This is a genomic window from Sutcliffiella horikoshii, from assembly GCF_021991925.1.
In the GTDB taxonomy this organism is placed as follows: domain Bacteria; phylum Bacillota; class Bacilli; order Bacillales; family Bacillaceae_I; genus Sutcliffiella_A; species Sutcliffiella_A horikoshii_F.
The window spans coordinates 136,480-162,441 of the sequence record NZ_RXZI01000003.1; the positions used below are offsets into that span (position 1 = coordinate 136,480).

At 41.6% G+C, this 25,962-nt stretch carries 21 protein-coding genes and 1 other annotated feature; of the genes, 13 read left to right on the top strand and 8 right to left on the bottom strand.

Translation table 11 applies throughout. The features are described from left to right. Nucleotides 1-55: 55 nt before the first annotated feature. Both motP and motS read left to right on the top strand, forming a co-directional pair. Nucleotides 56-871 (top strand): flagellar motor protein MotP, encoded by an 816-nt coding sequence (motP, locus tag EKQ44_RS10290; protein WP_237663448.1) that lies wholly within the window; start codon nucleotides 56-58, stop codon nucleotides 869-871. Then, on the top strand, nucleotides 868-1,635 hold the full coding sequence (gene motS, locus EKQ44_RS10295) for a flagellar motor protein MotS (protein WP_237663449.1): 768 nt from the start codon (nucleotides 868-870) through the stop codon (nucleotides 1,633-1,635). The genes motP and motS overlap by 4 nt, the downstream gene beginning before the upstream one ends. A gap of 278 nt (nucleotides 1,636-1,913) precedes the next feature. Here the strand turns inward: motS and EKQ44_RS10300 are convergent, their stop codons facing one another. Genes EKQ44_RS10300 through EKQ44_RS10310 form a run of 3 tightly spaced genes read right to left on the bottom strand, consistent with a single transcriptional unit; the run spans nucleotide 1,914 to nucleotide 4,408 of the window. Continuing rightward, on the bottom strand, nucleotides 1,914-3,089 hold the full coding sequence (locus EKQ44_RS10300) for an acetoin utilization protein AcuC (RefSeq protein ID WP_237663450.1): 1,176 nt from the start codon (nucleotides 3,087-3,089) through the stop codon (nucleotides 1,914-1,916). Then, the gene (locus EKQ44_RS10305; protein WP_237663451.1) at nucleotides 3,086-3,730 is read right to left on the bottom strand and encodes an acetoin utilization AcuB family protein; all 645 of its coding nucleotides are present in this window, start codon (nucleotides 3,728-3,730) and stop codon (nucleotides 3,086-3,088) included. The genes EKQ44_RS10300 and EKQ44_RS10305 overlap by 4 nt, the downstream gene beginning before the upstream one ends. Nucleotides 3,731-3,775: 45 nt before the next feature. Beyond that, complete coding sequence (locus tag EKQ44_RS10310; protein ID WP_237663452.1) at nucleotides 3,776-4,408, bottom strand: GNAT family N-acetyltransferase; 633 nt, start codon at nucleotides 4,406-4,408, stop codon at nucleotides 3,776-3,778. A gap of 230 nt (nucleotides 4,409-4,638) precedes the next feature. Here EKQ44_RS10310 and acsA point away from each other — a divergent pair, with 230 nt between their 5' ends. Together acsA and EKQ44_RS10320 are read left to right on the top strand one after the other, a co-directional pair. After that, nucleotides 4,639-6,357 (top strand): acetate--CoA ligase, encoded by a 1,719-nt coding sequence (gene acsA, locus EKQ44_RS10315; RefSeq protein WP_237663453.1) that lies wholly within the window; start codon nucleotides 4,639-4,641, stop codon nucleotides 6,355-6,357. Between the two features lie 295 nt (nucleotides 6,358-6,652). Continuing rightward, a complete protein-coding gene (locus tag EKQ44_RS10320; protein ID WP_237663454.1) occupies nucleotides 6,653-7,876 on the top strand; it encodes an MFS transporter in 1,224 nt (407 codons plus the stop codon). Between the two features lie 61 nt (nucleotides 7,877-7,937). Here EKQ44_RS10320 and EKQ44_RS10325 read toward each other — a convergent pair whose 3' ends face one another. Then, nucleotides 7,938-10,883, bottom strand: a complete 2,946-nt coding sequence (locus EKQ44_RS10325; RefSeq protein ID WP_237663455.1) for a transglycosylase domain-containing protein — start codon at nucleotides 10,881-10,883, stop codon at nucleotides 7,938-7,940. A gap of 158 nt (nucleotides 10,884-11,041) precedes the next feature. Then, nucleotides 11,042-11,273, top strand: a binding site (T-box leader). Nucleotides 11,274-11,494: 221 nt separating this feature from the next. On the opposite strand from EKQ44_RS10325, the gene tyrS reads away from it, so the two are divergent. Both tyrS and EKQ44_RS10335 read left to right on the top strand, forming a co-directional pair. Then, on the top strand, nucleotides 11,495-12,757 hold the full coding sequence (tyrS, locus tag EKQ44_RS10330; protein ID WP_237663827.1) for a tyrosine--tRNA ligase: 1,263 nt from the start codon (nucleotides 11,495-11,497) through the stop codon (nucleotides 12,755-12,757). 99 nt (nucleotides 12,758-12,856) lie between these two features. Beyond that, entirely contained in the window at nucleotides 12,857-13,522 is a 666-nt protein-coding gene (locus tag EKQ44_RS10335) for a GNAT family N-acetyltransferase (RefSeq protein ID WP_237663456.1), read from the top strand. Nucleotides 13,523-13,567: 45 nt separating this feature from the next. Here the strand turns inward: EKQ44_RS10335 and rpsD are convergent, their stop codons facing one another. Then, nucleotides 13,568-14,170, bottom strand: a complete 603-nt coding sequence (gene rpsD, locus EKQ44_RS10340; protein WP_237663457.1) for a 30S ribosomal protein S4 — start codon at nucleotides 14,168-14,170, stop codon at nucleotides 13,568-13,570. 344 nt (nucleotides 14,171-14,514) lie between these two features. Between rpsD and EKQ44_RS10345 the strand changes: the two genes are divergently transcribed. The 3 genes from EKQ44_RS10345 to megL all read left to right on the top strand — a co-directional run bounded on the left by EKQ44_RS10345 (nucleotide 14,515) and on the right by megL (nucleotide 18,570). Further along, the gene (locus EKQ44_RS10345; protein ID WP_237663458.1) at nucleotides 14,515-15,132 is read left to right on the top strand and encodes a hypothetical protein; all 618 of its coding nucleotides are present in this window, start codon (nucleotides 14,515-14,517) and stop codon (nucleotides 15,130-15,132) included. A gap of 70 nt (nucleotides 15,133-15,202) precedes the next feature. After that, complete coding sequence (locus EKQ44_RS10350; protein ID WP_237663459.1) at nucleotides 15,203-16,996, top strand: sensor domain-containing diguanylate cyclase; 1,794 nt, start codon at nucleotides 15,203-15,205, stop codon at nucleotides 16,994-16,996. 386 nt (nucleotides 16,997-17,382) lie between these two features. Continuing rightward, complete coding sequence (megL, locus tag EKQ44_RS10355) at nucleotides 17,383-18,570, top strand: methionine gamma-lyase (RefSeq protein WP_237663460.1); 1,188 nt, start codon at nucleotides 17,383-17,385, stop codon at nucleotides 18,568-18,570. 32 nt (nucleotides 18,571-18,602) lie between these two features. Here megL and EKQ44_RS10360 read toward each other — a convergent pair whose 3' ends face one another. Further along, nucleotides 18,603-19,091 carry a GAF domain-containing protein gene (locus tag EKQ44_RS10360; RefSeq protein ID WP_237663828.1) on the bottom strand — a complete coding sequence of 163 codons (489 nt, stop codon included), beginning with the start codon at nucleotides 19,089-19,091 and terminating at the stop codon, nucleotides 18,603-18,605. A 153-nt stretch (nucleotides 19,092-19,244) separates the two neighbouring features. On the opposite strand from EKQ44_RS10360, the gene refZ reads away from it, so the two are divergent. Then, a complete protein-coding gene (gene refZ, locus EKQ44_RS10365) occupies nucleotides 19,245-19,871 on the top strand; it encodes a forespore capture DNA-binding protein RefZ (protein ID WP_237663461.1) in 627 nt (208 codons plus the stop codon). Nucleotides 19,872-19,894: 23 nt separating this feature from the next. On the opposite strand, the gene hisJ is transcribed toward refZ, so the two are convergent. Then, nucleotides 19,895-20,701 carry a histidinol-phosphatase HisJ gene (gene hisJ / locus EKQ44_RS10370; protein ID WP_237663462.1) on the bottom strand — a complete coding sequence of 269 codons (807 nt, stop codon included), beginning with the start codon at nucleotides 20,699-20,701 and terminating at the stop codon, nucleotides 19,895-19,897. Between the two features lie 244 nt (nucleotides 20,702-20,945). Between hisJ and ezrA the strand changes: the two genes are divergently transcribed. Beyond that, a complete protein-coding gene (gene ezrA, locus EKQ44_RS10375; protein ID WP_237663463.1) occupies nucleotides 20,946-22,637 on the top strand; it encodes a septation ring formation regulator EzrA in 1,692 nt (563 codons plus the stop codon). A 4-nt stretch (nucleotides 22,638-22,641) separates the two neighbouring features. Then, entirely contained in the window at nucleotides 22,642-22,947 is a 306-nt protein-coding gene (locus EKQ44_RS10380; RefSeq protein WP_237663464.1) for a hypothetical protein, read from the top strand. A gap of 73 nt (nucleotides 22,948-23,020) precedes the next feature. Here the strand turns inward: EKQ44_RS10380 and brnQ are convergent, their stop codons facing one another. Continuing rightward, the gene (gene brnQ / locus EKQ44_RS10385) at nucleotides 23,021-24,352 is read right to left on the bottom strand and encodes a branched-chain amino acid transport system II carrier protein (protein WP_237663465.1); all 1,332 of its coding nucleotides are present in this window, start codon (nucleotides 24,350-24,352) and stop codon (nucleotides 23,021-23,023) included. A gap of 468 nt (nucleotides 24,353-24,820) precedes the next feature. Here brnQ and EKQ44_RS10390 point away from each other — a divergent pair, with 468 nt between their 5' ends. After that, nucleotides 24,821-25,957: a cysteine desulfurase family protein gene (locus EKQ44_RS10390; protein WP_237663466.1), complete on the top strand. Its 1,137-nt coding sequence runs from the start codon at nucleotides 24,821-24,823 to the stop codon at nucleotides 25,955-25,957. The last annotated feature ends 5 nt before the right edge of the window (nucleotides 25,958-25,962 follow it).

The window sequence follows — 25,962 nt, forward strand, 5'->3', positions numbered from 1 at the left end:
TATTGAAGTAAGTTACTAAAAACAAACAAGAGCGTTTAAGGTCAGGGGAGACAGTATGAAAAAGTTTGATGTGTTAACACCAATAGGTCTTGTACTAGGTTTGGCTATGATATTATTCGGTATCGTTAATAATTCAGGGTTTGGCGGTGCAAGCAACTTCTTGCATCTTCCCTCTTTTTTCATTGTGATAGGGGGAACACTTGGAGCTTTATTAATTACGTTCAATCTCAAAGAAATGAAGGTAATGCCGACTGTGATGAAAGCTGCATTTTCCAGACAGGAAAATGAATTACCAAATCTAATTGAAACATTTGTAAGGCTATCTGACCGGGCAAGAAGAGAAGGCTTACTGGCACTTGAGGCTGAGCTAGAAGAAGTAGAAGATGATTTCATAAAAAAAGGCGTGCTGCTTGCAGTGGACGGGGTGGAGCCTGAAGTGATCCATGATATTATGAATGCGGAAATCTCTGCCATGGAAGAAAGGCATATGAAAGGAAGAAGCATTTTGGAAAAAGCGGGGGATTATGCTCCGTCATGGGGGATGATTGGAACGCTCATCGGATTGGTACTGATGCTGAAAAATTTGAATGACCCGACTACGCTTGGACCCAATATGGCTATTGCCATTTTGACCACTTTATATGGAACATTGTTAGCAAATCTAGTCTTTCTCCCGATGGCTAGTAAACTAGCCAATAAAACAGAAAAAGAAGTATTCTTGAAACAAATTATCATAGAAGGGGTCATCGGCGTACAATCTGGTCAAAACCCTAAAATATTGGAGGAAAAGTTATCAGCCTTCCTTTCCAGTCAAGATCGGGTTAAAAAGGATGAAGCTGTGGCTGAAACGCTCGAGGAGAATTTTCAATGAAGCGTCAAAAAAGGGAAGCACATGAAAAAGGTGCACCAAAATGGATGGTTACGTTTTCCGATCTTTTCATGCTTGTCCTGGTATTCTTTATTTTACTCTTTTCCATGTCACAGATAGATCTTGTTAAATTCAAAGCGGTAGCAGAATCATTCAAGCAAGTGAATATTCTCGATTATAATCCTTCCGCTGTCCCATTTGAAAACCCAACGGACTTTTCCGTCAATACGGAATCAACGAATAATCAGGATGATGTCTCTAAAGAACCAGAAAATCGTGAAACGGAATCGGAAACAGATAGCCTACAGGAGCTCCTTGTGGAAGTGCAGATATTCCTGGAGGAAAATGATTTAGAAGATGTGGTAGTGGCCAATAGGACGGAACGAGGAATTGTTCTAGTTCTGGAAGAAAAAGTATTATATGAGACGGCAGAGGCAAGAATCCTTCCCATCGCTCATCCATTCTTGGATAAGGTGGGGACGCTTTTAAATAAAATCCCTAATCTGGTCAAAATAGAAGGCCATACGGATAATCGTCCCATCTCAACCGACAAATTCCCTTCTAACTGGGAATTGTCTGCTGCGAGAGCAAGTAGCGTCATCCGCTATCTGGTGGATTCTCACGACTTGGATCCTGAGCGGTTTATTGCAGTTGGATATGGTGATACAAGACCTATAGTGGAAAACACGTCAAGTGAAAATTATCAAAAGAATAGGCGAGTCGAGATAGTCATTTCTGATCCGCAGCAGGAAGAGAGAATCGATTGAAAAAGCGAAAAGCCAACTCCACGCCAAAGGTGTAGGGTTGGCTTTTTTCTTTTGGCTATGTTAAAGCTTCCTGTTGATTTTTAAAGCAACCTAGCTGTTGATTAGAGCAATAGGCAAAGACTCCTAAGAGAGATAGCGTTTAGGGGAGACCCCGCAGGCAAAGCCGAGGAGGCTCCCCAAACGCCCCTAGGAAAGGCGAAGCCTAATGCGGAAATCAACAGCGGCGTTTAAAAGAGCCTTTCTTATTGTTAAGTTCATTTGATTTCCGTTTGAGATGATTAACCAATCTGGGAATTATCTTTTCGCAGGTGGCTGATAGGGTATAGCGCCTTCATCAGGATCTGTTTATTTTTCTCGGTGATTTCCTGTTTTCGTGGGATAGGTTTGTACAAATCTGCTTTATCCTCCCAAGTAACAGGTAAATTCACTGGTGATTGATCTTTCCATTCGTTTATCCAATCTTCTGACAAAGAACCTTGCACATCGTTCTTTTCAATCATTTCCAACCATATATGAGACCATGCCCTTGGTACGACCCTCCAGATATCATAGCCCCCGCCTCCAACTCCAATCCATTTGCCTTTGCAATGTTGATGGGCAATTTTATGAGCGAGCTTCGGTATCTCCCGGTACACTTTTATGGAAGTGGAAAGGTGGGTGAGAGGGTCATAGTAATGAGCGTCCGCACCATTTTGGGTAAGAATGACATCAGGCTTAAAGAACTCGGCAATTTCTGTTAATGATTGTTCGTACACTTCCAGGAAAGACTCGTCTTCCGTAAAAGCGTCAATGGGGATATTAAATGAATAACCATAACCATCCCCTTGGCCACGCTCATTCACATTCCCCGTCCCAGGGAATAAATAGCGCCCCGTTTCATGAATGGAAAGGGTGCATACATCAGGATCCTCGTAAAATGCCCACTGTACACCATCTCCATGATGGGCATCTGTGTCAACGTAAAGAACTCTGGCACCGTATTTTTCTTGAAGGTACTTGATGGCAACGGCCGTATCGTTATAAATACAAAAGCCGGATGCCTTGCCACGGAATCCATGATGAAGCCCGCCACCAAGGTTTAATGCATGTTCTGACTTACCCGTCATGACCTGATCGACAGCAGTTAAGGTTCCACCCACAAGCAGTGCGCTTGCCTCATGCATGTTCGGGAAGATAGGGGTATCCTCCGTCCCAAGACCGTAGTTGTTTGCTTTTTCATTGGACAACTGCCCTTTTCCAGCCAATTTAACAGCTTCAATATAGCGCGGGTCATGCACCAGCGCCAATTCCTCATCTGTTGCCATTCTAGGTGGAATAATATCCTGGAATGATAGAAACTTGCTTTTATGCAGCAAGTCATAAGTCAGTTTGACTCTCAGTTGATTGAACGGATGATTTTCGCTGAATTTATAGGTTTGAAAATCATCCGAGTAGACAAAAGTTGCTTTTTTCATGAAGTAACACCCGGTAAGTTCGGCCAGAGTACTTCATAGCCTTCCTCCTGTAAGTCATGGATGACTCCTGTAGGGTTCATCGTTTGTACACGGAAGACTAGTATTTTAGATTGCTCATCCTGATGAGGGTAGACAAGCACACTTAGAATATTTAATTTCCTTTTGCTTAAAATGGAGGTCACTTCGGCCAATTTTCCGGCGATATTCTCCACCTTCACTTCAAATTGAGAAGCTGGTTGATTTGCACCTGTCAATTGTACAAATGTATACAAAAGATCTGTTTCTGTGACAATTCCAACTAGTTTAGAATTCTGGACGATTGGTAGGCAGCCAATCTTATATTCGTAAAATGTTGCTGCCACTTCCTCTACAAAGTCAAGAGGATGGGCCGTCAACAAGTTGGTCTTCATCACTTTTGAAAGAGGCTGTTGCAAATCTTCTTGGGTGCTATTTCCATATAAGGCAGCCTGCAATCCATTTCGAACATCCCTATCAGAAATGATGCCGACCAATTGATGATTGGCATTTACAATCGGGATGTGGCGGATGCTTTTTTCTTCCATTAGAAGAAGTGCGCGTTCAACTGTATCCGTCGGGAGCAGCGTAAATACATCCTTCTTCATAATTCTTTCTACAATCATGGTCGTTCCTCCTTGTCAAACAAGTTCCGGTTAAGACATCATATGCTAGTACATAAAGCGGTTGTGAAAGCGTAGTTGATCAAATTTCTGAACAGACTCCTGATCGACATTTGTGCCGATGCGTGCCATCAAGCAATTGGCTGGATGTGAGCTGATTTCTGGATCATCCGTTGCATAGTACTCCAATCCACCGGCATTCATCATTTTCTCCATTATTTTTCGATATTCCCAGACATTCAGGCCAGTACCTTTCAAATCCCAATGCCAGTAATATTCAGTAGTTATCACAATATAGTTTTCCATCATTTCATCCATCATCGAGACCTGTAACAAGGATTTACCAACGGAGCTACCGCGCACTTCCGGGACCACTTCAATGGCACCAAGCTCAATGAGATTTTCCATCTTGCCTTCGGACCACCTCTCCATTGGGTCCGGATACAAATAGGTCACATATCCAACAATGGTATCTTGTGTTCTTGCAATGATGATTCTGCCTTCTGGTAGCCCTGCAATTTCAATTAAGGCTTTACGTTGCTGCTCAGGAGGTCTAAATGCAACAAGATCTTTATGAAACTCATAGCTTGCCAGTTTCTCGGGAGTGACTGGCCCCTCTATGATCAAACGGCTGTTTCTTGTCTTGATTTCTTTTGCATTATACGTTTTTCTATGTTCCATCTAAGTTCCCACCTACTTTTACCTACAAGAATAATAGTGAATCTCTAGCTATATTTTCTCATTTTACAGAAAAAACACAAGATAATTAAAACGCTTTCATCACGCTCTACCTCTAGTCTACTAGAAAATACGAAATTATTCATGTAATAATATCAATTTTTAAAAAATTGAGAAAAAACTCCATCTGTACTATAATAGAATTGTAGATTATACATAAGGGGTGTTTGTGGATGAAAGTGGAAGCGTTACCAGTAACGAAGGGGAACTACAATCTAGAAGACTATGAACAAACCTATCGTAATTTTGATTGGTCAGAGGTGGAAAAGAACTTCAGCTTTGCCGAAACAGGAAGAGTCAATGTGGCATATGAAGCAATTGATCGCCATGCAGAATCTGCACGAAAAAATAAAGTGGCATTGTATTATCGTGATCCAGAACGTGATGAAAAGTACACGTTCAAGGAAATGAAAGAAATGTCCAACAAGGCGGGAAACATTTTAAAACAGACGTGTGATGTGGAAAAGGGAGACCGTGTCTTCATCTTTATGCCGCGCTCACCGGAATTATATTTTGCCGTTCTAGGTGCCATTAAGCTTGGTGCAATTGTCGGGCCATTATTTGAAGCGTTCATGGAGGGTGCTGTTAAAGATCGCTTGGAAGATAGTGAAGCAAAAGTGATCGTAACGACTCCTGAACTTCTAAAAAGAATTCCTCTTGATGATCTTCCCGCATTGAAGCATGTGGTACTTGTCGGGGATGATGTGAAAGAGGAAGGTCCTTATGTGGACTTCCTTTCCCGTATGAAAGATGCGAGCAAAAAGCTTCAAATGGAATGGGTAGAAAAGACGGATGGATTAGTCCTTCATTATACTAGTGGATCTACAGGTAAGCCTAAAGGGGTACTGCATGTGCATAATGCGATGGTGCAGCACTATCAAACGGCGAAATGGGTACTTGACCTGAAGGAAGAAGATGTGTACTGGTGTACGGCAGATCCAGGTTGGGTAACAGGGACTGCTTATGGAATCTTCGGCCCTTGGCTTGTAGGGGCATCCAATGTCATTGTTGGTGGACGTTTCAGACCGGAAGCATGGTATGAAACAATCTCTGATTATGGTGTATCTGTATGGTATAGCGCGCCAACAGCATTCCGCATGCTGATGGGAGCAGGGGATGAAGTGGTGAAGAAGTATGACCTTTCCTCCTTGCGTCATATCTTGAGTGTCGGGGAGCCTTTAAATCCCGAAGTTATTCGTTGGGGAGTGAAGGTATTTAACCTGCGCGTCCATGATACATGGTGGATGACAGAAACAGGAGCCCAGCTGATTTGTAACTATCCTGCAATGGAAATTAAGCCTGGTTCCATGGGTAAACCGATTCCGGGAGTAGAAGCAGCAATTGTAGATGATCAAGGAAATGAATTGCCTCCATACCGCATGGGTAACCTTGCCATTAAAAAAGGCTGGCCGTCCATGATGCACACCATCTGGAACAATAAAGAGAAATATGAGTCTTATTTCATGCCTGGTGACTGGTATGTATCCGGGGACTCCGCTTATATGGATGAAGAAGGCTACTTCTGGTTCCAAGGCCGTATCGATGATGTTATCATGACATCTGGTGAGCGTGTCGGGCCATTTGAAGTGGAAAGCAAGCTTGTCGAGCACCCTGCAGTAGCAGAAGCTGGTGTAATCGGTAAACCTGATCCAGTACGAGGAGAGATCATCAAGGCGTTCGTTGCCCTCCGTGACGGGCACACAGCAAGTGATGAGCTGAAAGAGGAGATTCGCCAATTTGTTAAACGTGGTCTCGCTGCACATGCGGCGCCACGTGAGATTGAATTCCGGGATAAGCTTCCGAAGACTAGAAGCGGTAAGATCATGCGTCGCGTGTTAAAAGCATGGGAGCTGGATTTACCGACTGGTGATTTGTCTACAATGGAAGATTAATGAGCTTAGTTTTCAAACAACAACCTGCCGTTTTGCGGTGGGTTGTTGTTTTTTTAATTGGATTTTTTGAATATGGGGGAGGTGAGGTTTGTCGAATTTTGTTGGAAGGTAGAAGGTTTTCTCTAAAAGGTAGAAGGTCGCATGAAAGTGGTAGAAACTATCCACTAAAGTGTAGAACATTCCGCCTAAATGGTAGAACAAAAAGAAATATTCGACTTTTTAAAATTTCGTATTGCGAAATAAACCTAAACAAGAGTACTATAGATACAGAACATAGAGAATAGGGGAAGCCGCAATGGGAAAACATAAATTATTTTTATACACGAAAGCATTATCAGACTTCGGCTCTTTTATGGATTTAATCGTATTGAATGTAGTCGTTTATGCAGCAACAGGGAGCCCTGTCTGGTTGGCTGCAACAATGGCAGCCAGAACAATCGGTGGGGTTTTGGCAAGCCTCGTAAGTGGGGTGGCAGCAGATAAATGGAACAGGAAGGCCATCATGCTTGTGACAGACATCTTGAGAGCCGGATTGATTCTTCTGTTGATTCCTTTTCCGGATCCAGTTATGATCCTGGTAGTATCTGCGATGATCGGTTTTATCAATAGCTTTTTTATGGTCAGTTTCAGTGCAGAAGTTCCTCAAATATTCGGCCAGGACAAAATAATTGAAACCAATTCCCTTATTGCCAGGTTGACATCGATTAGCCTTGTTACCGGCTTTATTGGCGCCGGGATTATTACGGAAGTGTTAGGATATAAATACACCCTGATGATTGATGCAGCGACCTATCTTTTATCTGGGGTTGTACTGTGGCGGATGAAATGGAACACAACAGAAGCCAAGGCGAGCAAGGAACTTGTTACAGGATTTAAAAATAGTGCATTGTCCATTATCAGGGATACGAAGGAAGTATATAAATATTTAAAGGTTGCACCTATGCTTCTTATGATCAACATCGTGTTTCTTGTCGGCGCTTTTGCAGGTAGTTCGCATAATCTGGGGATTCCATTATTGGCAGAACAGATTAATGGGGAGCGTCAAAGCTTTTATTACGGCATGATTTGGGGTGTATGGGGGATAGGTTCCGTTCTTGCGACATACACCATTCCAAAATTAAAAATTATCAGGAGCGATAAAATTTATTCCGTCTTTTTTTTATCGGCCATGTTCATGTCACTGGGCTTCATTATCTTCTTATCCAATACAGTTGTCAGCGTGATTTTATTTTTCGCATTTTTAACAGGAGTATTTGATGCGTGTTTTACCACGTTACATGCAAGTATTCTGCAAAAATCGGAAAATTACATAAGGGGCCGTGTTTTCGCAGTTGGAATGCTGTTGAAATCGTTAGGATTCGCTCTGGGATTTGTCCTTGCTCCCCTTTTATTGAAAGGCTTCACAATGCCTCAGATGGTTTGGTTCCTTCATGGAACACTCATCACTACCTCTCTTGTAGTCCTTATTGTGGCAAGCATATGGAGTAGTAAGAAGAAGCAGGAAGCGGCGTTGATGTAACATAAAAAGGCACTTGCCCCAGTGGATCAAGTGCCTTTTTTACATTCTTAGAAAAGAGAAATCAATCTTCTTCGTCATCTCCGCTATCATCTGGTGGTGGATCTGTGGTATTATCGTCGCCACTTCCGCCGCCGTCGTTGTTTCCACCACCACCGTTTCCACCACCATTACCGCCGCCATTGGAAGGTGGTTTTGGATCTGGTTTTGGCTTTGGCTTAGGTTCTTCTTTCTTGTCGGGATCCCCAAGCTTCACAGAGCTTGAAGGGGACGACTCTTTGCCACTTGCATTAACGGCAGTGACATAGAAGAAACCAGATTTTTGTGAGACATTTGTTGATAGATTTTTCCCAGCCTGCACAGCCGCAATTTTGCTGGCAGAGCTTGAACTGTTCGCTTTATAGTAGACGTAATAACCGATAACGTCCTTTTGAGAACTTGCGGACCATTTCAGGGTGGAACCGGAAATGCTCACACCACCAACTTGTCCAGGTGCTGAACTATTGGATGGTAGTGGATCCGTTGATAGTACGGTCAAACCATCAAAGATCGAACTATTTGGCATGTACTCTGCCAGCTCTTCCACACTGCTAATTTGTAATTTCTTTAAGAAATCAGGTTTCAGCATTGGTCCTTCTTTTACAAACTCTCTTGGAGTGGAACTTAACGGTGCATACGCCACATCGCCAATTTGAACATATTTTCCTGTTGTCAGGCTGTCGTCCGTTCTGGTAGGAGCATATTTTGCATTGAATAGATCTTCCCCAACCAACCCTGCCTTGCTGCAAAGGTCGGATGGAAGCAACCCAGACAACTTACAATAGCTTCGTCGGACGATTCCGCCTGGCATTTGGAACTGTTCGGAAGGACCGATTAATTCAGGGTTGATGTCGTAAGCTCCGTTCAAGAGTTGTGCCCATAATAATTGACTTCTTTTAGTAGGTGTCCGATCTCCGATATTTCTTAATACGTGTCGCTCATCATAACCCATCCACAGTCCGAAAGTGATGTTAGGATTAGAGCCCATCATCCAAATATCATGAGTATCTTGTGTAGTACCTGTTTTACCAGCCCAATCTGCACGGAATTGTAGATAATCCCTAGCAGGTATGGCAGTACCCCTTTTGAAGGTATCGCGCATCGTATCAATCATCAGGTAGGCTGTTTGTGGAGAATAGATCTCAACCGGCTCTACCTTATGCTCATAGATAACATCGCCATCTTTTGTGGTGATGCTTTCGATTAAGTACGGTTCTACGTAATTTCCTCCGTTTGCAAAGGTTACATAACCGGCAGTGTTCTCTTCTACACTTACCCCGACTGATGGAGATCCAAGAACAGCTGATATGTTTCCGGCATCGCCTTGTGTAAGCTTCGTGAAGTTTTGCTTGAATAGATAATCCATTGGACGTTGTGGAAGGATTTCCATATATCCGCGGATAGCTGCCAAGTTATGGGATAGGGCAACAGATTCACGAACCGTTTGTAAACCATTGAATCGGTTGTTCCAGTTGTTAGGAGACCATGGCTTTTGACCTGGAAGATTTACCGTCAATGGTGTATCTGCAAGTATACTACCAGGCTGTAAAGTTCCCATCTCATAGGCAGGTGCATATCCTAATAATGGTTTCATCGTGGAACCGTTATGACGCCATGTATTCGTTGCAAAGTTCAAATCCTTCAGCTTGAAGTCGCGTCCCCCAACAAAACTGATGATTGCACCTGTTTTGTTATCCATCAACAAAGCCCCTACTTGCTCTGCGTTTCTTGCAACCATTTCCCCGGTATCCGGATCTTCTTCTTCTTCATAGGAGTAAACCTTTGTATTATCGAAATAAGGGAACTCTTGCGTTATCTCCCTCATTTTTGAATAGATCTCTTTATCTATGGTAGTCTTGATGACATACCCTTTTTGCCTTAAGGCGGTGTCTGCCAAAAGCTTATATTCCCTATACAATTCATCGTTATTTTCTAGGTCTGTTTTCTCGTATCCATCATTTAATGCTAGTTGCTCAGCGATGATTTCCTGTGCTCTTTCTTCTATTTCAAATGCTACATATGGAAATTCGTCAATGGCACTATTAGTTGGACCTGTTAAGTCCTTAGTAATATCATATGCCATTGCTTCCTCGTATTGCTTGTCATCGATATGTCCCATTGTGTGCATCCGGTGTAGAACATAGCGCATTCTTTCAAGGCCAGGCTCCAGTCCTTCCGGCGCTTTTACCTCTGCGGAACGGGTGAATGGAGTATAGGCAAAAGGACTTTGCGGCAAGCCAGCAATGAAAGCGGCCTGTGGAATCGACAGTTCCCCTATATCTACGCCAAAGATACCTTCAGCTGCAGTCTGGGCTCCTGCGATGTTTCTACCATTTGAATCCCTTCCGAATGGGGAAACGTTTAAGTATGCTTCTAAAATCTCTTCTTTTGAAAAATAGTTTTCTAATCGAAGGGCAAGAAGAATCTCTTTCGCTTTACGATCAAAGGAGACTTCGTTTGTTAAAACTTGGTTCTTGATTAATTGCTGTGTCAACGTACTACCACCGGTTTGGTTGGCCGAGTTTGTCACTTCTTGAACAATGGCACGGACAATCGCTTTTGGTACGACCCCTTCATGCTCGTAGAAGTACTCATCCTCCGTGGAGATAAGCGCGTTGATTAAATGCTCTGAAACGTTATCCAGGGACACTTCTTCACGAAGTAGATCTGCACGATATTTTCCCAAATAAACGTCATCTGCAAAATACATTTCTGTAGATTCTTCGTAGTTGTAAATGTTTGTTCTCATATCTTCATAAGAACGGATAGGCTCCTCCTTTACCAGTGCGGCAAAATATCCGGCACCAGCACCACCAGCGAAAGACACGCCGATCAATCCGATAACGAGAAAAACAAGAATTAGATTCCACACTACTAAATATGTAATGTTGGCGCCTTTTTTCGTCTTATTATTTACAAAAAATCGAAAAAAGGTCTGCGATTTTTCTTTGAACTTGTCGTAGTTTGACATAATTTATCTACCCCCCGGCAAATCATACTAATTATAGCATATTGAGGTTTTATAGCGACAAACTTTTTATTCTTTACCAAAATTTTCTTAAAGATTATATTGACATGAAACTCATTTTTATGGTAAAAAGACTTTATATAAATTTTTGATTAGTTATAGAATGTGCTAAGACAGGAATAAGTAGTACAAATAGGCATGCTTAAAGAGAGCTGATGGTTGGTGAGAATCAGTACACCTGTTTGGATGAATTACCTCCTCGAGCATCTTTTGGGAAAGGCTTAACGTAGGCTTAGTAGCAGGAGACGGTGAGAACCGTTACATTTTTGAGTGGGAAAGCGGCTTAGTCTGCTTTTCAATTAGGGTGGTACCGCGTATAAACTCGTCCCTTCTTTTATAGGAGGGATGGGTTTTTTTGTGTTTTGGAACACTCTTTGACACCGCTGTTGATTTCCGCACGGAGCTTCGCTTTCCACGGGGCGCCTGTGGAGCCTCCTCGGCAAACCTGCGGGGTCTCCACTACCCGCTACCTCCCGTTGGAGTCTGCGCTCTGTGCTACAATCAACAGCTAGGGTTTTAAAACAATCAAACTTTCTTAGAAAAAAGGAGATTATATCATGAGCTTATTAGAGGATCTGCAGTTTAGAGGGTTAGTGAATCAGGTTACGGATGAAGAAGGATTGACGAAGCTTTTATCGGAGGAAAAGGTGAAGTTATACTCTGGTTTTGATCCAACAGGGGACAGTTTGCATATCGGACATTTGCTGCCGATTCTTACATTAAAAAGATTCCAGCAGGCAGGGCACCATCCAATCGCGTTGGTAGGTGGAGCAACTGGTTTGATCGGGGATCCTAGTGGAAAAAAAGCGGAACGTACATTGAATACTTCTGATATCGTAGTGGAGTGGTCCAATCGTATTAAAGGTCAACTATCTCAATTCTTGGATTTCACAGCTACTGATAATCCAGCAGTGATTGCAAACAACCATGACTGGATTGGGGAAATGAATGTTATCTCTTTCCTTCGTGATGTCGGAAAGAACTTTGGTCTTAATTACATGCTTGCTAAAGATTCCGTTCAATCTCGAATTGAATCTGGTATTTCCTACACGGAATTCAGTTACATGATTCTTCAATCCTTAGATTTCTTACATTTATACAGAGGTCAAAATTGTAAGCTTCAAATTGGTGGAAGTGATCAATGGGGAAATATCACTGCAGGAATGGAGTTAATCCGTAAGTCCGAAGAAAATGCCAAAGCATTTGGTATGACAATTCCTCTAGTGACAAAAGCAGATGGCACGAAATTCGGTAAAACAGAAGGCGGCGCAATCTGGTTAGATCGTGAGAAGACATCTCCTTACGAGTTCTACCAATTCTGGATCAATACAGATGACCGTGATGTTGTGAAATACTTGAAATTCTTTACGTTCTTGTCTCATGGTGAGATTTCAGAGCTTGAAAAAGAATTGCAAGAAGCACCGGAAAAGCGTTCCGCACATAAACGCCTTGCAGAAGAAGTAACGAAATTGGTGCACGGGGAAGATGCTTTAGAACAGGCAATTCGCATCTCTAAAGCATTGTTCAGTGGATCCATCTCTGAACTTTCTGCCGATGAAATCAAGCAGGGCTTTGCAGATGTTCCTTCTTTTACAGTGGAAAACGAGGAGCAGCTTGCATTAGTGGAATTATTGGTTGCGAGTAAAATTGCACCTTCTAAGCGTCAAGCACGTGAAGATATTACAAATGGCGCTATCTCCATTAATGGGGAGAAGGTTCAAGAGCTTGCTTATGTGTTAGGTGAAAACGACCGTATCGAGGGTCAATTTACGGTTGTAAGAAGAGGGAAGAAGAAATACTTCCTTATTAAATACTAACTTTTTGTGAGGGCTGTCCGTTTGGGCAGTCTTTTTTTTACACTCACAAATTGATAGGTGGTAAACTTGTTTATAAAGTGCTTACTAGGAGGGATGGAATTGTTTCGAAAAGAGGTTTATGTTTTTGATAATGACAAGCCGATTAAAGCTGTTATCCGAAATTATCAGGAAAAGGACTTTGCGCAACTGATTCGCGTACAGCAGGAGTGTTTTCCGCCACCATTTCCATCAGAGCTGTGGTGGACCGAGGAACAGCTGAAGAATCATGTGAATTTGTTTCCGGAAGGGGCACTTTGTGTAGAAATTGATGGGGAGATTGCTGGATCGATGACTGGCTTGCGTGTTAATTATTCCCCAGGTGAGCCTGATCATTCTTGGGAGCAAATTACGGATAACGGCTACATTCGTAACCACCAGCCTGAAGGAAACACTTTGTATGTGGTGGATATCAGCGTCAGTCCATCATACCGGAAACTTGGGCTTGGTAAGTGGCTCATGCAATCTATGTATGAAGTGGTCATACAGCTTGGGATGGAACGCTTACTTGGTGGTGGAAGGATGCCGCATTATCATAAGTATGAAGATGAAATGTCAGCGGAGGACTACCTTGAAAAAGTGGTGAGTGGCGACATCAAGGACCCTGTCATTACCTTCCTTTTACGCTGTGGAAGGAGCCCTGTAAAAGTGGCGCAAAACTACCTGGAAGACGAGGATTCACGTAACTATGCCACCTTAATGGAATGGAAAAATCCTTTTAGGCAATAAAAAAACAGGGCGGAAAATTCCGTCCTGTTTTTGAGGTCATCACTATTAACGAGAGTAGAACTCAACGATTAGTGCTTCATTGATTTCAGCAGCTAATTCAGAGCGCTCAGGTAAACGAGTGAACGTTCCTTCTAAAGCGTCAGCACTGAAAGTTAAGAATTCTGGTACGAAGTTGTTTACTTCAACAGATTCTTTAACAGAGCTTAGGTTGCGAGACTTTTCGCGAACGCCGATTACTTGACCAGGCTTTACGCGGTAAGATGGGATATCTACGCGAGATCCATCAACCGTGATGTGACCGTGGTTTACTAATTGACGAGCTCCACGACGAGTGCGAGCAAGACCTAAACGGTAAACTAGGTTATCTAAACGAGATTCTAAAAGAATCATGAAGTTTTCACCGTGCTTACCTTGCATTTTACCAGCAGCATCAAAAATGCTACGGAATTGACGCTCATTTACGCCGTACATGTGACGTAATTTTTGTTTTTCTTGTAATTGCAAGCCGTACTCAGAAAGCTTTTTACGTTGGTTAGGACCGTGTTGTCCTGGTGCGTAAGGACGCTTTTCTAATTCTTTACCTGTACCGCTTAATGAAATGCCTAGACGGCGAGAGAGTTTCCAACTTGGACCTGTATAACGAGCCATGAATGACTCCTCCTTCGTGTTATTATTTGTTGTAAAATAATAACAGATGTGACTAATCTACTTGGACATTTTGTTTTCATGTATCCTCGCTCTGCAGCAAAGAGTTACACGATACACCTCCGTAAAGCAATACGGGGAACAAAATGAATCAACATAGCATACCACATAGGCTGCAATATTTTACACAAAGGCTATTATATCGGAAAAAAGGATAAGAAGTCAAGGATAGTTTCAAAAAGGTTGGGGACTTTACAGTTTAAAATGTTTTGTGAACTATTAAATAGGAAAAAAAAGTAGATGTTTATGATATAATTTTTTCAGAATTATATCAAGGTGGAATGAAGATGTATAAGGAAACTGGCAAGGAAAAAGTTATTCGATTCTCCATTATTGCTGCAATTGCAACTATCACACTGTACTTATTTGTAAATCAATATACTCCACAGGATGAAGCCGCCAACGCCCCGCTACATAAAAAAACAGTAAAGCAAATGGCTGTGGTCTTACAAGAGAGAAATCAGGAACAGGCCATTCCCAAGCTTACAATGGTGAGGGAACATGAAGGGGAACCGATTCTTGTTACCTATCAAGTGGATACAGAGAACAACTATCGTTTTGAAACCATGCAAGCAGTTAACCTGAAGATTGCGCCAACCGATATGCAACAGGATCAAAAAACGGATGGGGTTTGGTTGAAGGAAGAAAACAATTGGATCTACTACAACCCGGAATTGCTAGTGGAGAAAAGGCAAGAGAAATTCAGAATAAAGGCAGAACAAAGTTTTTCTACTAATATAGAAGAATTGGATACAGACAATTATGTTCTGCAAGTAAACAATAAACAGGGCCCGATACTTGAAAAGACTTTGGAAGAAAAACCGCTATCGGTTGTTCGCCTTTCCGAGAATGAAGATTTATGGTTCGTTCTATTTGAAAAAGATACAATTTTGTTAGTGCCTTAAAATAATGCTAGGAAAATGTTACCTATTACCGTTATAATATAGGTAATAAGTAATATAAAAGGTGAAAATAATGGAATCTAATACCAAGATGCTCGAAATTAAAAGCAGAATATTTGATTTTTTCCTTTCGTCTTCCGATCTAACACAATCTACTTTTCTGACACAATTGCAACTTCTATTGAAAGAGGAGCTCTGTGCGGAACAGGCAATCGTCACATTGGAAGGAAAACCCGTAGCCCGAAATCTGTCCACTATATGTGAACAGGCTGTATCCTATTCCGCACCCATGAACATTGGTAGCAATATGGAAAATGTAGTCATACCGCTTTTTGATGAGGCAGATGCCATCGGGAAGATAGATCTGCATTTCCTTTCTCCGCTACCCCTTCCATTAGATAGCTTCAATCATATTTCAAAAGAGCTTTCAATCATTTTTCAACACTATAATCAATACATACATAAAAGATACATCGAGAAACAATATGAAGAATTATATAACATCACATCCAATTTTCATTCTGCTATGAAAGTGGAAAGCATTTTATCAGAAGTCATCAAGTTATTGCAAAAAATGTATGACGACTTTTCCTATCTACTTTTGCTTACTTCTGATAATGATGATCTTCAGCATCTACCTATTAAAAAATTGGACTTTGATGATACAAACCTATGCGCCATGAATGCCTATGTGACAGGCGATGTCCAATATGAAAATTCTATTATAGACAGAAGGGCATACATTTATGTTCCCATTAAAGGTGAGCAGGGAGTGTACGGAGTTCTCCAAATTATGTCTCTAGATGCCACCACCCTCCCTGAAGCAGAGATAGATTTCATCAAGCTTATAGCAGATGCCACTGGTTCTGCACTGGAAAATACGCATCTTTATGAGCAATCCAAACAAGTCATTTCCGATTTGCAGTTGATAAATGAAACCTCCCATCAATTAAATACTAATCTTAGGTTGTCGGAAGTGACCACATTTATGGTCAAGAAAATCCTAATTTCCTTTAAGGCGAAGGAAGCCGCATTTATTCTATTCAAGGAAAAAGGGGCGGAAGTGTTGCCGGGTTCAACAGACTTCTTCCAACAAAAGGACATAAAGAAATACCTAATACATATGGAGGAGTATCTCTACTCCGATGGAGAACCACTTTTTATTGGTGACCTTCGGGTACATGAGCGCTTGTCGGACCTTCCTTTTTGTTCTTGTATGGTTATTCCGATGCTTGCGCCAAATGGAATCAAAGGAGCATGTGTCCTTACACATCCATTACCTTACTATTTCAGTTTTGAACAATTTAAGCTATTACAATCACTGATTCACCATTCCACATTGGCCTTTAATAATTCGATGTTGCGAGAGGAATTGGAGCAATATGTGATCACTGATTACTTGACAAAGCTTTATTCCCGGAAATATTTGGACGATAAAATAGAAAAGTCCATGAAACATGATTCTTACGGTACGTTCATTCTATTGGATATCGACGATTTCAAAATTGTTAACGATACATACGGACATCAAGTTGGGGATAAAATTCTTATACAGGTAGCCAATATCATTAAAGCCAATATCAGAGATACGGATATCGGGGCAAGATGGGGTGGGGAAGAGCTTGCCATCTATTTGCCGAAAATCGACCTAACCTTGGGGAAGGGCATAGTTACTAGAATCATAGATAAGATAAGGGAAGAGACCAACCCGGGGATAACGGTTTCCTGTGGAATATCATGTTGGAGCAAGAATTCAACGGATACCCCGAAAGATCTTTTTCTAAGAGCGGATCATGCCTTGTATAAAGCGAAAGATCAAGGTAAGAATCAAATGTGCTTTGAATCACTCGAAAAGTGCAAGAGTTAGTAATTTGAAAAAATAGTGTAACCCCCTCCTTTAATTGAGAAAAGGGGGGCAGACTGTTGACACACTATAAACTAGTTAGGTTTTCTGTTGGAAGAGTTGATCTTCGTTGCAGGAGCTTCGCTTTCCGCGGGCAGTCCGGAAGCCTCCTCGGGCTACGCCCTGCGGGGTCTTCCATGTCCTTTCCTCCCGCAGGAGTCTACGCTCCTTCCACTGCGATCAACTTGAGAATCTCATTATTTTAAGCTTTGTCTACAAACTGAACCCCCTCCTTTAAGAGAAAAGGAGGGGTTTTTATGAGGAAACAAAATTTAAAAGAAAACGCTTTCAATTTTTCTTTGTTTGCCATATGCTAGTAATGGATGGGAAATTGGAAGGGAGAAATTATTATGGAAAAGCAAAATAAGCAGCAGTTTGAGACAGAAGTCATTCACCATGGATATGATAGTTCCATTTATCAGGGAAGCTTGGCACCACCAATCTTTCAAACTTCTACCTTTTCCTTTCAAACGGCACAACAAGGGGAAAATAGATTTGCCGGAGAAGAAGAAGGTTATATATATTCAAGGCTTGGAAATCCAACAGTGAAAATGCTGGAAGAGCGGATTGCAGCACTTGAAAACGGAGAGGCGGGTCTTGCATTCGGCTCCGGAATGGCAGCAGTGTCTGCGGTATTGATTGCTTTAACAAGAAGCAATGACCATATTCTTTGCTCCCAAGGGATTTATGGCTGTACGTTTGGCTTATTGCAGTTGTTAAAAAGTAAATATGAGGTATCCCATAGCTTTTGTACCATGCAATCAGAGGAGGATATCAGGGCAGCAATCCAACCGAATACGACCTGCATCTATGTGGAAACGCCCATAAACCCTACGATGGCACTTATCGATCTTGATCTTATCGTAACTATTGCAAAAGAGAAAAATATAAAAGTGGTGGTGGATAATACATTCTGCTCCCCTTATCTGCAGAAGCCACTTGATATCGGCTGTGACATTGTTATTCACAGTGCCACCAAATATATCGGAGGGCATGGGGATGTTATTGCGGGATTAATCGTCGGTTCCAAAGAAATGATCACAGAAATTTCCATGACCACCTTAAAGGATATCGGAGGAGTGATGTCTCCGTTTGACGCTTGGCTTTTGATCCGTGGATTGAAGACCCTGCATGTCCGTTTAGATCGCCATTGTGATAATGCGGAATACATTTTCGAACAATTAGAAGCACATCCAATGGTTGAAAAGGTATATTACCCTGGTGATAAGAAAAGCGAAGCATATTCCATTATGCAAAAGCAGATGAAAAAGGGTGGTGGGCTTATCTCTTTCACTGTGAAAGGTGGAAAAGAGGAAGCACAAAAGTTACTGAATCAGTTAAAATTGATTAAAATTGCAGTAAGTCTTGGAGACGCCGAAACGTTGATCCAGCACCCTGCTACCATGACACATGCTGTTGTGCCAAAGGAAAACCGAGAACAGATGGGAATAACAGACGGGCTATTGCGTCTTTCTGTAGGGCTCGAAGGCAAGGAAGATATTTGGCAGGATTTAAAACAGGCATTGGATAACTTATAGAAGAAAAAAAAGCGCCAAGTCGGCGCTTTTTTTTATGCTTCAGCAAGCAATATGGAAACAAACTTCTCTAGGTAATCCTTGTCTACCTCATCAAAACGATCCTTGATAGGACTATCGATATCTAAGACCCCTATCACCTTACCGTCTACCACCATCGGTACGACGATTTCTGACTGGGAAGCCGCATCACAGGCGATATGACCTGGAAATGCATGTACATCTGCAACAAGCTGTGTGTCTTTGGTGGAGGCGGCAGTTCCGCATACTCCACGTCCGAATGGAATCCTTACACATGCAGGCAGACCTTGGAATGGCCCCAATACCAGCATGTCTTGCTTGGTCTCATCGGTAAGGTAGAAACCTACCCAGTTTATATTGTTTAAGAAGACATTTAATAAGGCAGAAGCATTGGAAAGGTTGGCGATGAAATTAGGCTCATCAGAAATTAGCGCTTGCAGCTGTTTTAAGACAAGCTCGTAATTTTCTTCTCGCGTTCCTTTGTAGTTTTCGACTTGAAACATCATAATCCCCTCGCATTTTCAAAACTTATTGTGGAAAAACAACTATTTAAGCAGAATACCAATTGAAGTTGTCGACATTTAATAAAAGGATATACGTTCATCTTCACGAAATCAATAATTAAGATCTGAAATCACCAGAAAGGGTGAATGAATATGGAAAAGACGAAGCAAAGAATCATTGACGCAGCGATTATTCTATTTAATACAAAAGGCTATGATGGTACCTCGATTCGGGAGTTGGCCAAAAAGGCGAATGTAAATGTGGGGCACATATCCTATTATTTTGAAAACAAAGCAGGCCTGCAAGAACATCTTCTTTCAAGCTTCTTTGATCAATACGTAAACATATTGGAAAATGCTTATAAAAAAATGCCTGCCATTTCAGCAAAAGAGTGTATGTTGGAATGTGTGGAAAAAACCATGAAGTTTCATAGGGAGAACCGGCAGCTTGCACGATATGTTTATCGCGAAGTCACTTTGGATACGATGCTTGTCAGAGAGATCATGTCCACTTACCTCACAAAGGAAAAATATTACTTCAAAGCCATTCTGGAAAAAGGACATAAATCGAAGGAGTTTGTGGTACATTCCGTGCTACTTGCTGTCATGCAATTAAAGAGCATGATCAGCACCCCGTTTCTCCAATCCCAGTATCTTGCGGAAGTCTGGCATATCATGCCTTATGAGACTTCCGCAATTGATCAATATGAGAAGGTAATTGTGCAGTGGTTGGAGCAGTCTGTTTTTGCGAAACCACAGCTGGAGAAAATAGCGCTTTAGCTTCCGTTGATCCGCATCCCCCTTCACAGCTTAAATAATTCTTTATCCATCCCTTCATATCCTTGCGCCAATCCCTTTGCTGTATGGGCATCTGACCCATAGATTAAGGGGATTTTTCTTTTGTGAGCTTCTTTTGCAATGTGGGCAGGAGGATAGGAGTCCCCACATAACGGTTTAGCGAAGCCAGCTCCATTGTAATCCAGCTCATACCGCTTTAAGGCAATGGCATCAAGTATAGGGGCTGTATACTCCATTATAGGAATAGTATGGGGAAACTTTTTCTTGAATTTCTCCACAAGGGTGATATGCCCGATCCGTCTTGGTTTGTATGGCCCTAAATTACTTTCAATGGATTTCAAAAGGGTAGAATAGTAACTTTCATAAACGGAGGAAAGACCTCCAAAGATTTCGACCATCCTTTCAAATTCTTCCTCGCTGAAGTCCATGCAGTAATACTTCGCTTCTTTCTTCAGAAAATGAACAGATAAAATGCTGTCGTCCAAGGAAGGGCCGATTTCACTTAAAAGCTCCCGGGTCTCTTTTTCATACCCTTCAATATAATCAACTTCAAGCCCGATATTAATGTTGATAGTGGACGCATAATAGGCTTTCAGCTTTTGCAATTCTTCTAAGTAGGAGGGGAGGCTTGCCCATTCCATAGCACTATCTTTATCAGGTGCAGGATCATGGAACCCTCTAGGTAATGGCGCATGTTCTGTAAAAGAAATCTCTTGGTAGTTCAGCTCCAAAGCTTGATTTATATACGCTTCTATCTTATCTGTGCTACCATGCGGACAATAGGGAGTATGGACATGTTTGTCGATTATCAAAAAAAACCCTCCGATACTTGAAGAAATATGTAAAAAATTTAAAAATATTGCTCAAAAAATGTCGTTTACATGGTATCATAAAAACATTCAAATATAAATAAAATGGGGCAGATATACATATCGACCCATTTACCCATTTTTCTACATACATTCTTCAACGGAAGAATAACTATTTTTTTATTCGAACCTTATTAATATAAACATAGAAGACAGGAACCACCATCCGGGTAGAAGGGGACTAGGCATGGAAATAATCATTGGGATTTTAGCACTAGTAGTTATATTTATCAGTGTAAGCTTTTTAAGAAGAAAGAAGATTTACGAAGAAGTGGATCGACTGGAAACGTGGAAAGTTTCAATCATGAACAAGCCCGTATCCGAAGAACTTTCCAAAGTGAAAGATTTGAATATGACTGGCCAAACGGAGGAATTGTTCGAGAACTGGCGCTATCAGTGGGATGATATCTTGTCTACAGAGCTTGTCAGCATCGAGGAGTATCTTTTTGATGCAGAAGACTATGTGGACAAATACCGGTTTAAAAAAGCCAAAGAAGTATTGTCGATAGCAGATGACAAATTGCGTGATATCGAAATGAAAATCAAATCCATTTATGATGAACTGGATGATTTGATAGGTAGCCAGGCAAAGAGTGTGGAGCAAAACGAAAAGCTGGAAGGAAAGTATGCAGACTTAAAGAAACAGCTTTTAAATCAACGCCATCAATACGGAAGTACTACACCTTTATTAGAGAAAGAATTGGAACAAATCGAGCAACTTTTCATTGAATTCAATGGGGCAATATCCAATGGCAACTACTTGGTTGCCAGAGAATTAATCAATAAAATAGAAATGGAGCTCTCAGGCTTTGAAGTGAAATTGGAGCATATTCCAGGTCTTCTGATAGACTGCCAGTCCGTGATTCCAAGTCAGCTTGCAGAAGTGGAAACAGGTTACAATGAAATGTTGGTAGAAGGCTATATCCTAGACCACGTTAATCTTGAGGAGAGCCTAACAGGTCTACAAGATAAGATGAAACAGACCTCCAAGCTTCTGATGGAAACGAAAGTTATGGAAGCAAAAGAAGGCATTGAGATTATTAAATCAGAAATGGACGAGCTATATGATCAAATTGAGAAGGAAGTCTTAGCAAAGCATTTTGTCGTCAAGGAGCTTCCGGCTGTTGAAGCCATTCTTTCCGCCTTATCTTCCGCTAGTGAAAAGACAAGACAGGAAACCTATGTGGTACAGGAAAGCTATCAGCTTCAAGAAGAGGACATTCAAACGCAGCGCAAGATTGAAGAATCAATGCTAGCACTTAATGATCGTTATGAAAAGCTGAGTGGTCATCTCAAAGACCAGACCATTGCCTTCACAATCCTGAAAGAAGAGCTAGAGGATATTTGTGAACAGATAAATTCTCTTCAGGGAATTCATCAACAATATATGGATATCTTAATGGCTTTACGAAAAGACGAAATGGCAGCAAGAGATCAGTTGAATGCCTTAAGAAGAATGTTGTTTGAAGTAAAGCGTTCCATTGAAAAAAGTAATATACCGGGATTGCCAAAAAGCGTCTACCAAGATTTATCTTTAGCTAACGATCAGTTGAAAGCAGTGATGGATAAGCTAGAAGAAAAGCCATTGAATATAGTGGATGTAAATGCCATCCTGCAGCAAGCAGTGGCAAGTGTGGAGAAATGCCATGAGGAAGCATTGGAAATCCTTGACCATGCTTATTTAGCTGAAAGCGTCATTCAATATGGAAATAGATATCGCAGCAAGCATCCTTCTGTTCATGAAAGCCTGGTAGAGGCAGAGCAGTTGTTTAGAAACTACGAATATAAGAACGCTTTGGAAGAAGCCGCAACCTCTTTGGAAAAAGTGGAACCTGGCGTCATGAAGAAAATTGAAAAGATTTTAGAAAAGGAGAGTTAAGCAGGTGAAGTACGTGAAGTACGTACCGTATGCACTCGTTTCCCTTCTCCTTATCTTAGGTGGACTTACCTGGTTCACTGTCATCTCATCCCTTCAAGAAAATGGGTCCAAACCAGATTTGTCGGTCAAGCCGCCAGTGGTGGAAGAACTTGTGCATCCAAAAGAAGAACTGCGGGAAGAGAAGAGTCCTACCCTAAAAACCGATGTTCGTCAAGGCCTTACCAAAGAAATGGTGAAGGGTTGGAATATCGGAAAAGATGGGGTAGGCATCGACCGCCTGCTATCTCTTATAGAAGGTCATGATGAATAACATAAGAAAACAGCCCGGAAAGTAGATGTATACTTTCCGGGCTGTTTTTTATCGTGCATCACTTTACTGCATATTAAGCAATGCTCTCTTTTGATTGTTTCGTAGTCAATGCACCAATCAACATTCCAATCAGTGCCCCGATGATGGCAGGTATCAACCAGCCAACACCTTCACTGTATAATGGTAGGATGCTGAAGATGTCTTGTAGGAAAGTGATGTTGATGTCAGCAATGGCCAAGCCGTCCACAAAGCTCACAATCCCTGTAAATAAAAGAGCAAACCCATAGACGTAGGATTCATTTCTCCAACGATAGAAGGATAGAAGAATCAATACAATCGCTAAAGGATAAATCATGATCAATACCGGCAATGAGAACGCAATCAGCTGTTCCAGTCCGACGTTTGAGACGATTAAACTGAAGATACTTAAAATCGCAACAAACACTTTATAGGATACGGATGGCATAATCTTCGAAAAGAATTTACTTGTCGCAGAAACCAATCCGACAGAGGTAGTCAAGCAAGCAAATGTAATTGCCAGGCCAAGAATGACTGCCCCGATGGATCCAAACAGATGATTAGCGGACCCTGAAAGGATTTGGCCACCATTTCCTGCTGCACCGATCGCATCAACACTCGTTGCACCAAGATAGGACAAACCTGCATAAACGATAGTCAGACCGATAGCAGCAATGAAGCCTGCCTTTAAGCAAAGAGAAGTAATTGTCTTTTTATCGGTTACACCTTTATCTTTTATTGCTGAAATTACAACAATTCCGAAAACTAGGGCTGCAATCGTGTCCATCGTCAGATAGCCTTCAAGGAACCCTTTAAAAAATGGGGAACTTTGGTATCCTTCTGATGGAGCCCCGATAGTCCCCATTGGTGTGACAATGCTTTTAAAAACAAGAATCCCAATAACCGTCAATAATATAGGGGTAAGAATTTTTCCGATTCGATCCACTAGCTTTGTGGGATTAAGTGCTAAATAATAGGTTATCGCAAAGAATACAATGGTGAATAGAAATAGCGCCCAACCCTGTGGATTTACTGTTTCAGGCAGGAATGGCGTTGCCCCTATTTCAAATGCCACGGTCCCCGTACGTGGAATTCCAAAGAATGGCCCGATCGCCAAGTACATGATGATAGTAAAAATAATTCCGAAAATTGGGTTTACACGATTGGCAAGGGTTTGGAGGTCGCCTCCAGTATAAGCGATTGCCATTACTCCGAGAAGTGGAAGCCCCACCCCGGTTATCAGAAATCCGATGACGGAGATGCCAACGTTTTCTCCGGCTGCCTGTCCAAGCAACGGAGGGAAGATCATATTTCCTGCTCCTAGGAATAAGGCAAAAAGCATAAGCCCCAATACCAATATATCCTTATTTGTATATTTTTTTTGCATGAATAATCCTCCTGATGAGAAAATGAAATGAATACGTTTTCATCCTATCATAATTTTGATGAAATTTGTCGAATAACTTAAAAGTTCAACAATTCAATATATTAGAAAAACATTTATTAGTTTAACATGTCTATACAAGAGTTGAAAGGGGAAATTGCAAATTTCCTGTAATTCCTTTTAATAAATATAGATGAACTTCTTAAACTCCTGTAGATTTACGTTCCAGGTGTTCGTTTTCCGCGGGACGGTGCTTGAGCCTCCTCACTTCGTTGCGGGGTCTCAAGTCTACCGTTCTCCCCCGCTGGAGTCTCACACCTTGCACTCCAATCTACAGGTGGATATCTTTTAAGGGTTACGCTTATCTTTTCCATGGATATAAAGTATGCTAACATTAATATTCGCTTAGAATAAAAATTTATCTATATATATTTGATGAATTCTATTCCTCATAAAAAAATGGAGGATGACATGATTTATTTAGACAATAGCGCAACAACTAAACCATATAAAGAAGTTCTGAATTCTTATCTGACGGTATCAACGGATTATTACGGGAATCCCTCCTCCATCCATTCGATGGGAGGAGAAGCGGAGAAGCTGCTGCACCGATCTCGTGAGACCATTGCTTCCCTTTTGAGTGTTCATCATAAGGAAGTGATTTTCACATCTGGTGGGACCGAGAGCAATAACCTTGCCATAAAAGGAAGCGCCCTTAGTAAAAAAAGCATAGGGAACCACATCATCACTACGTCAATAGAACATCCCTCTGTCATCAATGCGATAAAAGACTTGGAGGCGGAAGGATTTGATGTTACGATTCTGCCGGTCGATAAGGATGGAAGGATCTCCACCGAGCAAGTAAAGGCAGCAATAAGGAAAGAAACGGTCCTTATCTCCATTATTCACGTAAATAATGAGACGGGAGTCATTCAACCCGTGAAAGAAATCGGTGAACTTCTTGCAAACTATCCACAAGTAACCTTCCATGTAGATCACATACAGGGAATAGGAAAAGTTACATTAAATATGCAAAACATCGATCTTTGCTCCCTTTCTGCACACAAATTTCATGGCCTGAAAGGAAATGGGATCCTCATTGCTAAAAGCGGGGTGAAACTCCACCCAATCCTTAGTGGAGGAAATCAGGAATGGACACTCCGTTCGGGAACAGAGAATGTTGCTGGAATTGTGGCAATGACCAAGGCACTTAGAATGACATTGGAAAAAGGAGAGAACGGCCTGTCGGAAATGCAGGCATTGAAGAATTTCTGTATACATGAGTTGAAGAAAATGGATGGTGTGTTCCTCCATACGCCAGAAACTCATTCCGCTCCGCATATCATTAACTTTTCGGTACCTGGCATCAAGTCAGAAGTATTGGTACATGCACTTGGATCAAAGAAGGTTTTCGTTTCCACCACTTCTGCTTGCTCCTCCAAGCGAAAAGCGCCAAGTAAGACATTGATGGCAATGGGCGTTTCCAGGGAAAAAGCAGAAAGCGCGATAAGGGTGAGCATGACCTATCATACAACCAAGCAGGAAATTCAAACATTCCTTCATGAACTTGAAGATGCAATTATTACTATAAAAGAAGTAACGAGGTAAAGAAC

Coding starts and splice junctions, on each gene's coding strand:
- motP (WP_237663448.1), top strand. CDS start 56: ATGAAAAAGTTTGATGTGTTAACACCAATAGGTCTTGTACTAGGTTTG.
- motS (WP_237663449.1), top strand. CDS start 868: ATGAAGCGTCAAAAAAGGGAAGCACATGAAAAAGGTGCACCAAAATGG.
- EKQ44_RS10300 (WP_237663450.1), bottom strand. CDS start 3,089: ATGAAAAAAGCAACTTTTGTCTACTCGGATGATTTTCAAACCTATAAA.
- EKQ44_RS10305 (WP_237663451.1), bottom strand. CDS start 3,730: ATGATTGTAGAAAGAATTATGAAGAAGGATGTATTTACGCTGCTCCCG.
- EKQ44_RS10310 (WP_237663452.1), bottom strand. CDS start 4,408: ATGGAACATAGAAAAACGTATAATGCAAAAGAAATCAAGACAAGAAAC.
- acsA (WP_237663453.1), top strand. CDS start 4,639: ATGAAAGTGGAAGCGTTACCAGTAACGAAGGGGAACTACAATCTAGAA.
- EKQ44_RS10320 (WP_237663454.1), top strand. CDS start 6,653: ATGGGAAAACATAAATTATTTTTATACACGAAAGCATTATCAGACTTC.
- EKQ44_RS10325 (WP_237663455.1), bottom strand. CDS start 10,883: ATGTCAAACTACGACAAGTTCAAAGAAAAATCGCAGACCTTTTTTCGA.
- rpsD (WP_237663457.1), bottom strand. CDS start 14,170: ATGGCTCGTTATACAGGTCCAAGTTGGAAACTCTCTCGCCGTCTAGGC.
- EKQ44_RS10345 (WP_237663458.1), top strand. CDS start 14,515: ATGTATAAGGAAACTGGCAAGGAAAAAGTTATTCGATTCTCCATTATT.
- EKQ44_RS10350 (WP_237663459.1), top strand. CDS start 15,203: ATGGAATCTAATACCAAGATGCTCGAAATTAAAAGCAGAATATTTGAT.
- megL (WP_237663460.1), top strand. CDS start 17,383: ATGGAAAAGCAAAATAAGCAGCAGTTTGAGACAGAAGTCATTCACCAT.
- EKQ44_RS10360 (WP_237663828.1), bottom strand. CDS start 19,091: ATGTTTCAAGTCGAAAACTACAAAGGAACGCGAGAAGAAAATTACGAG.
- refZ (WP_237663461.1), top strand. CDS start 19,245: ATGGAAAAGACGAAGCAAAGAATCATTGACGCAGCGATTATTCTATTT.
- ezrA (WP_237663463.1), top strand. CDS start 20,946: ATGGAAATAATCATTGGGATTTTAGCACTAGTAGTTATATTTATCAGT.
- brnQ (WP_237663465.1), bottom strand. CDS start 24,352: ATGCAAAAAAAATATACAAATAAGGATATATTGGTATTGGGGCTTATG.
- EKQ44_RS10390 (WP_237663466.1), top strand. CDS start 24,821: ATGATTTATTTAGACAATAGCGCAACAACTAAACCATATAAAGAAGTT.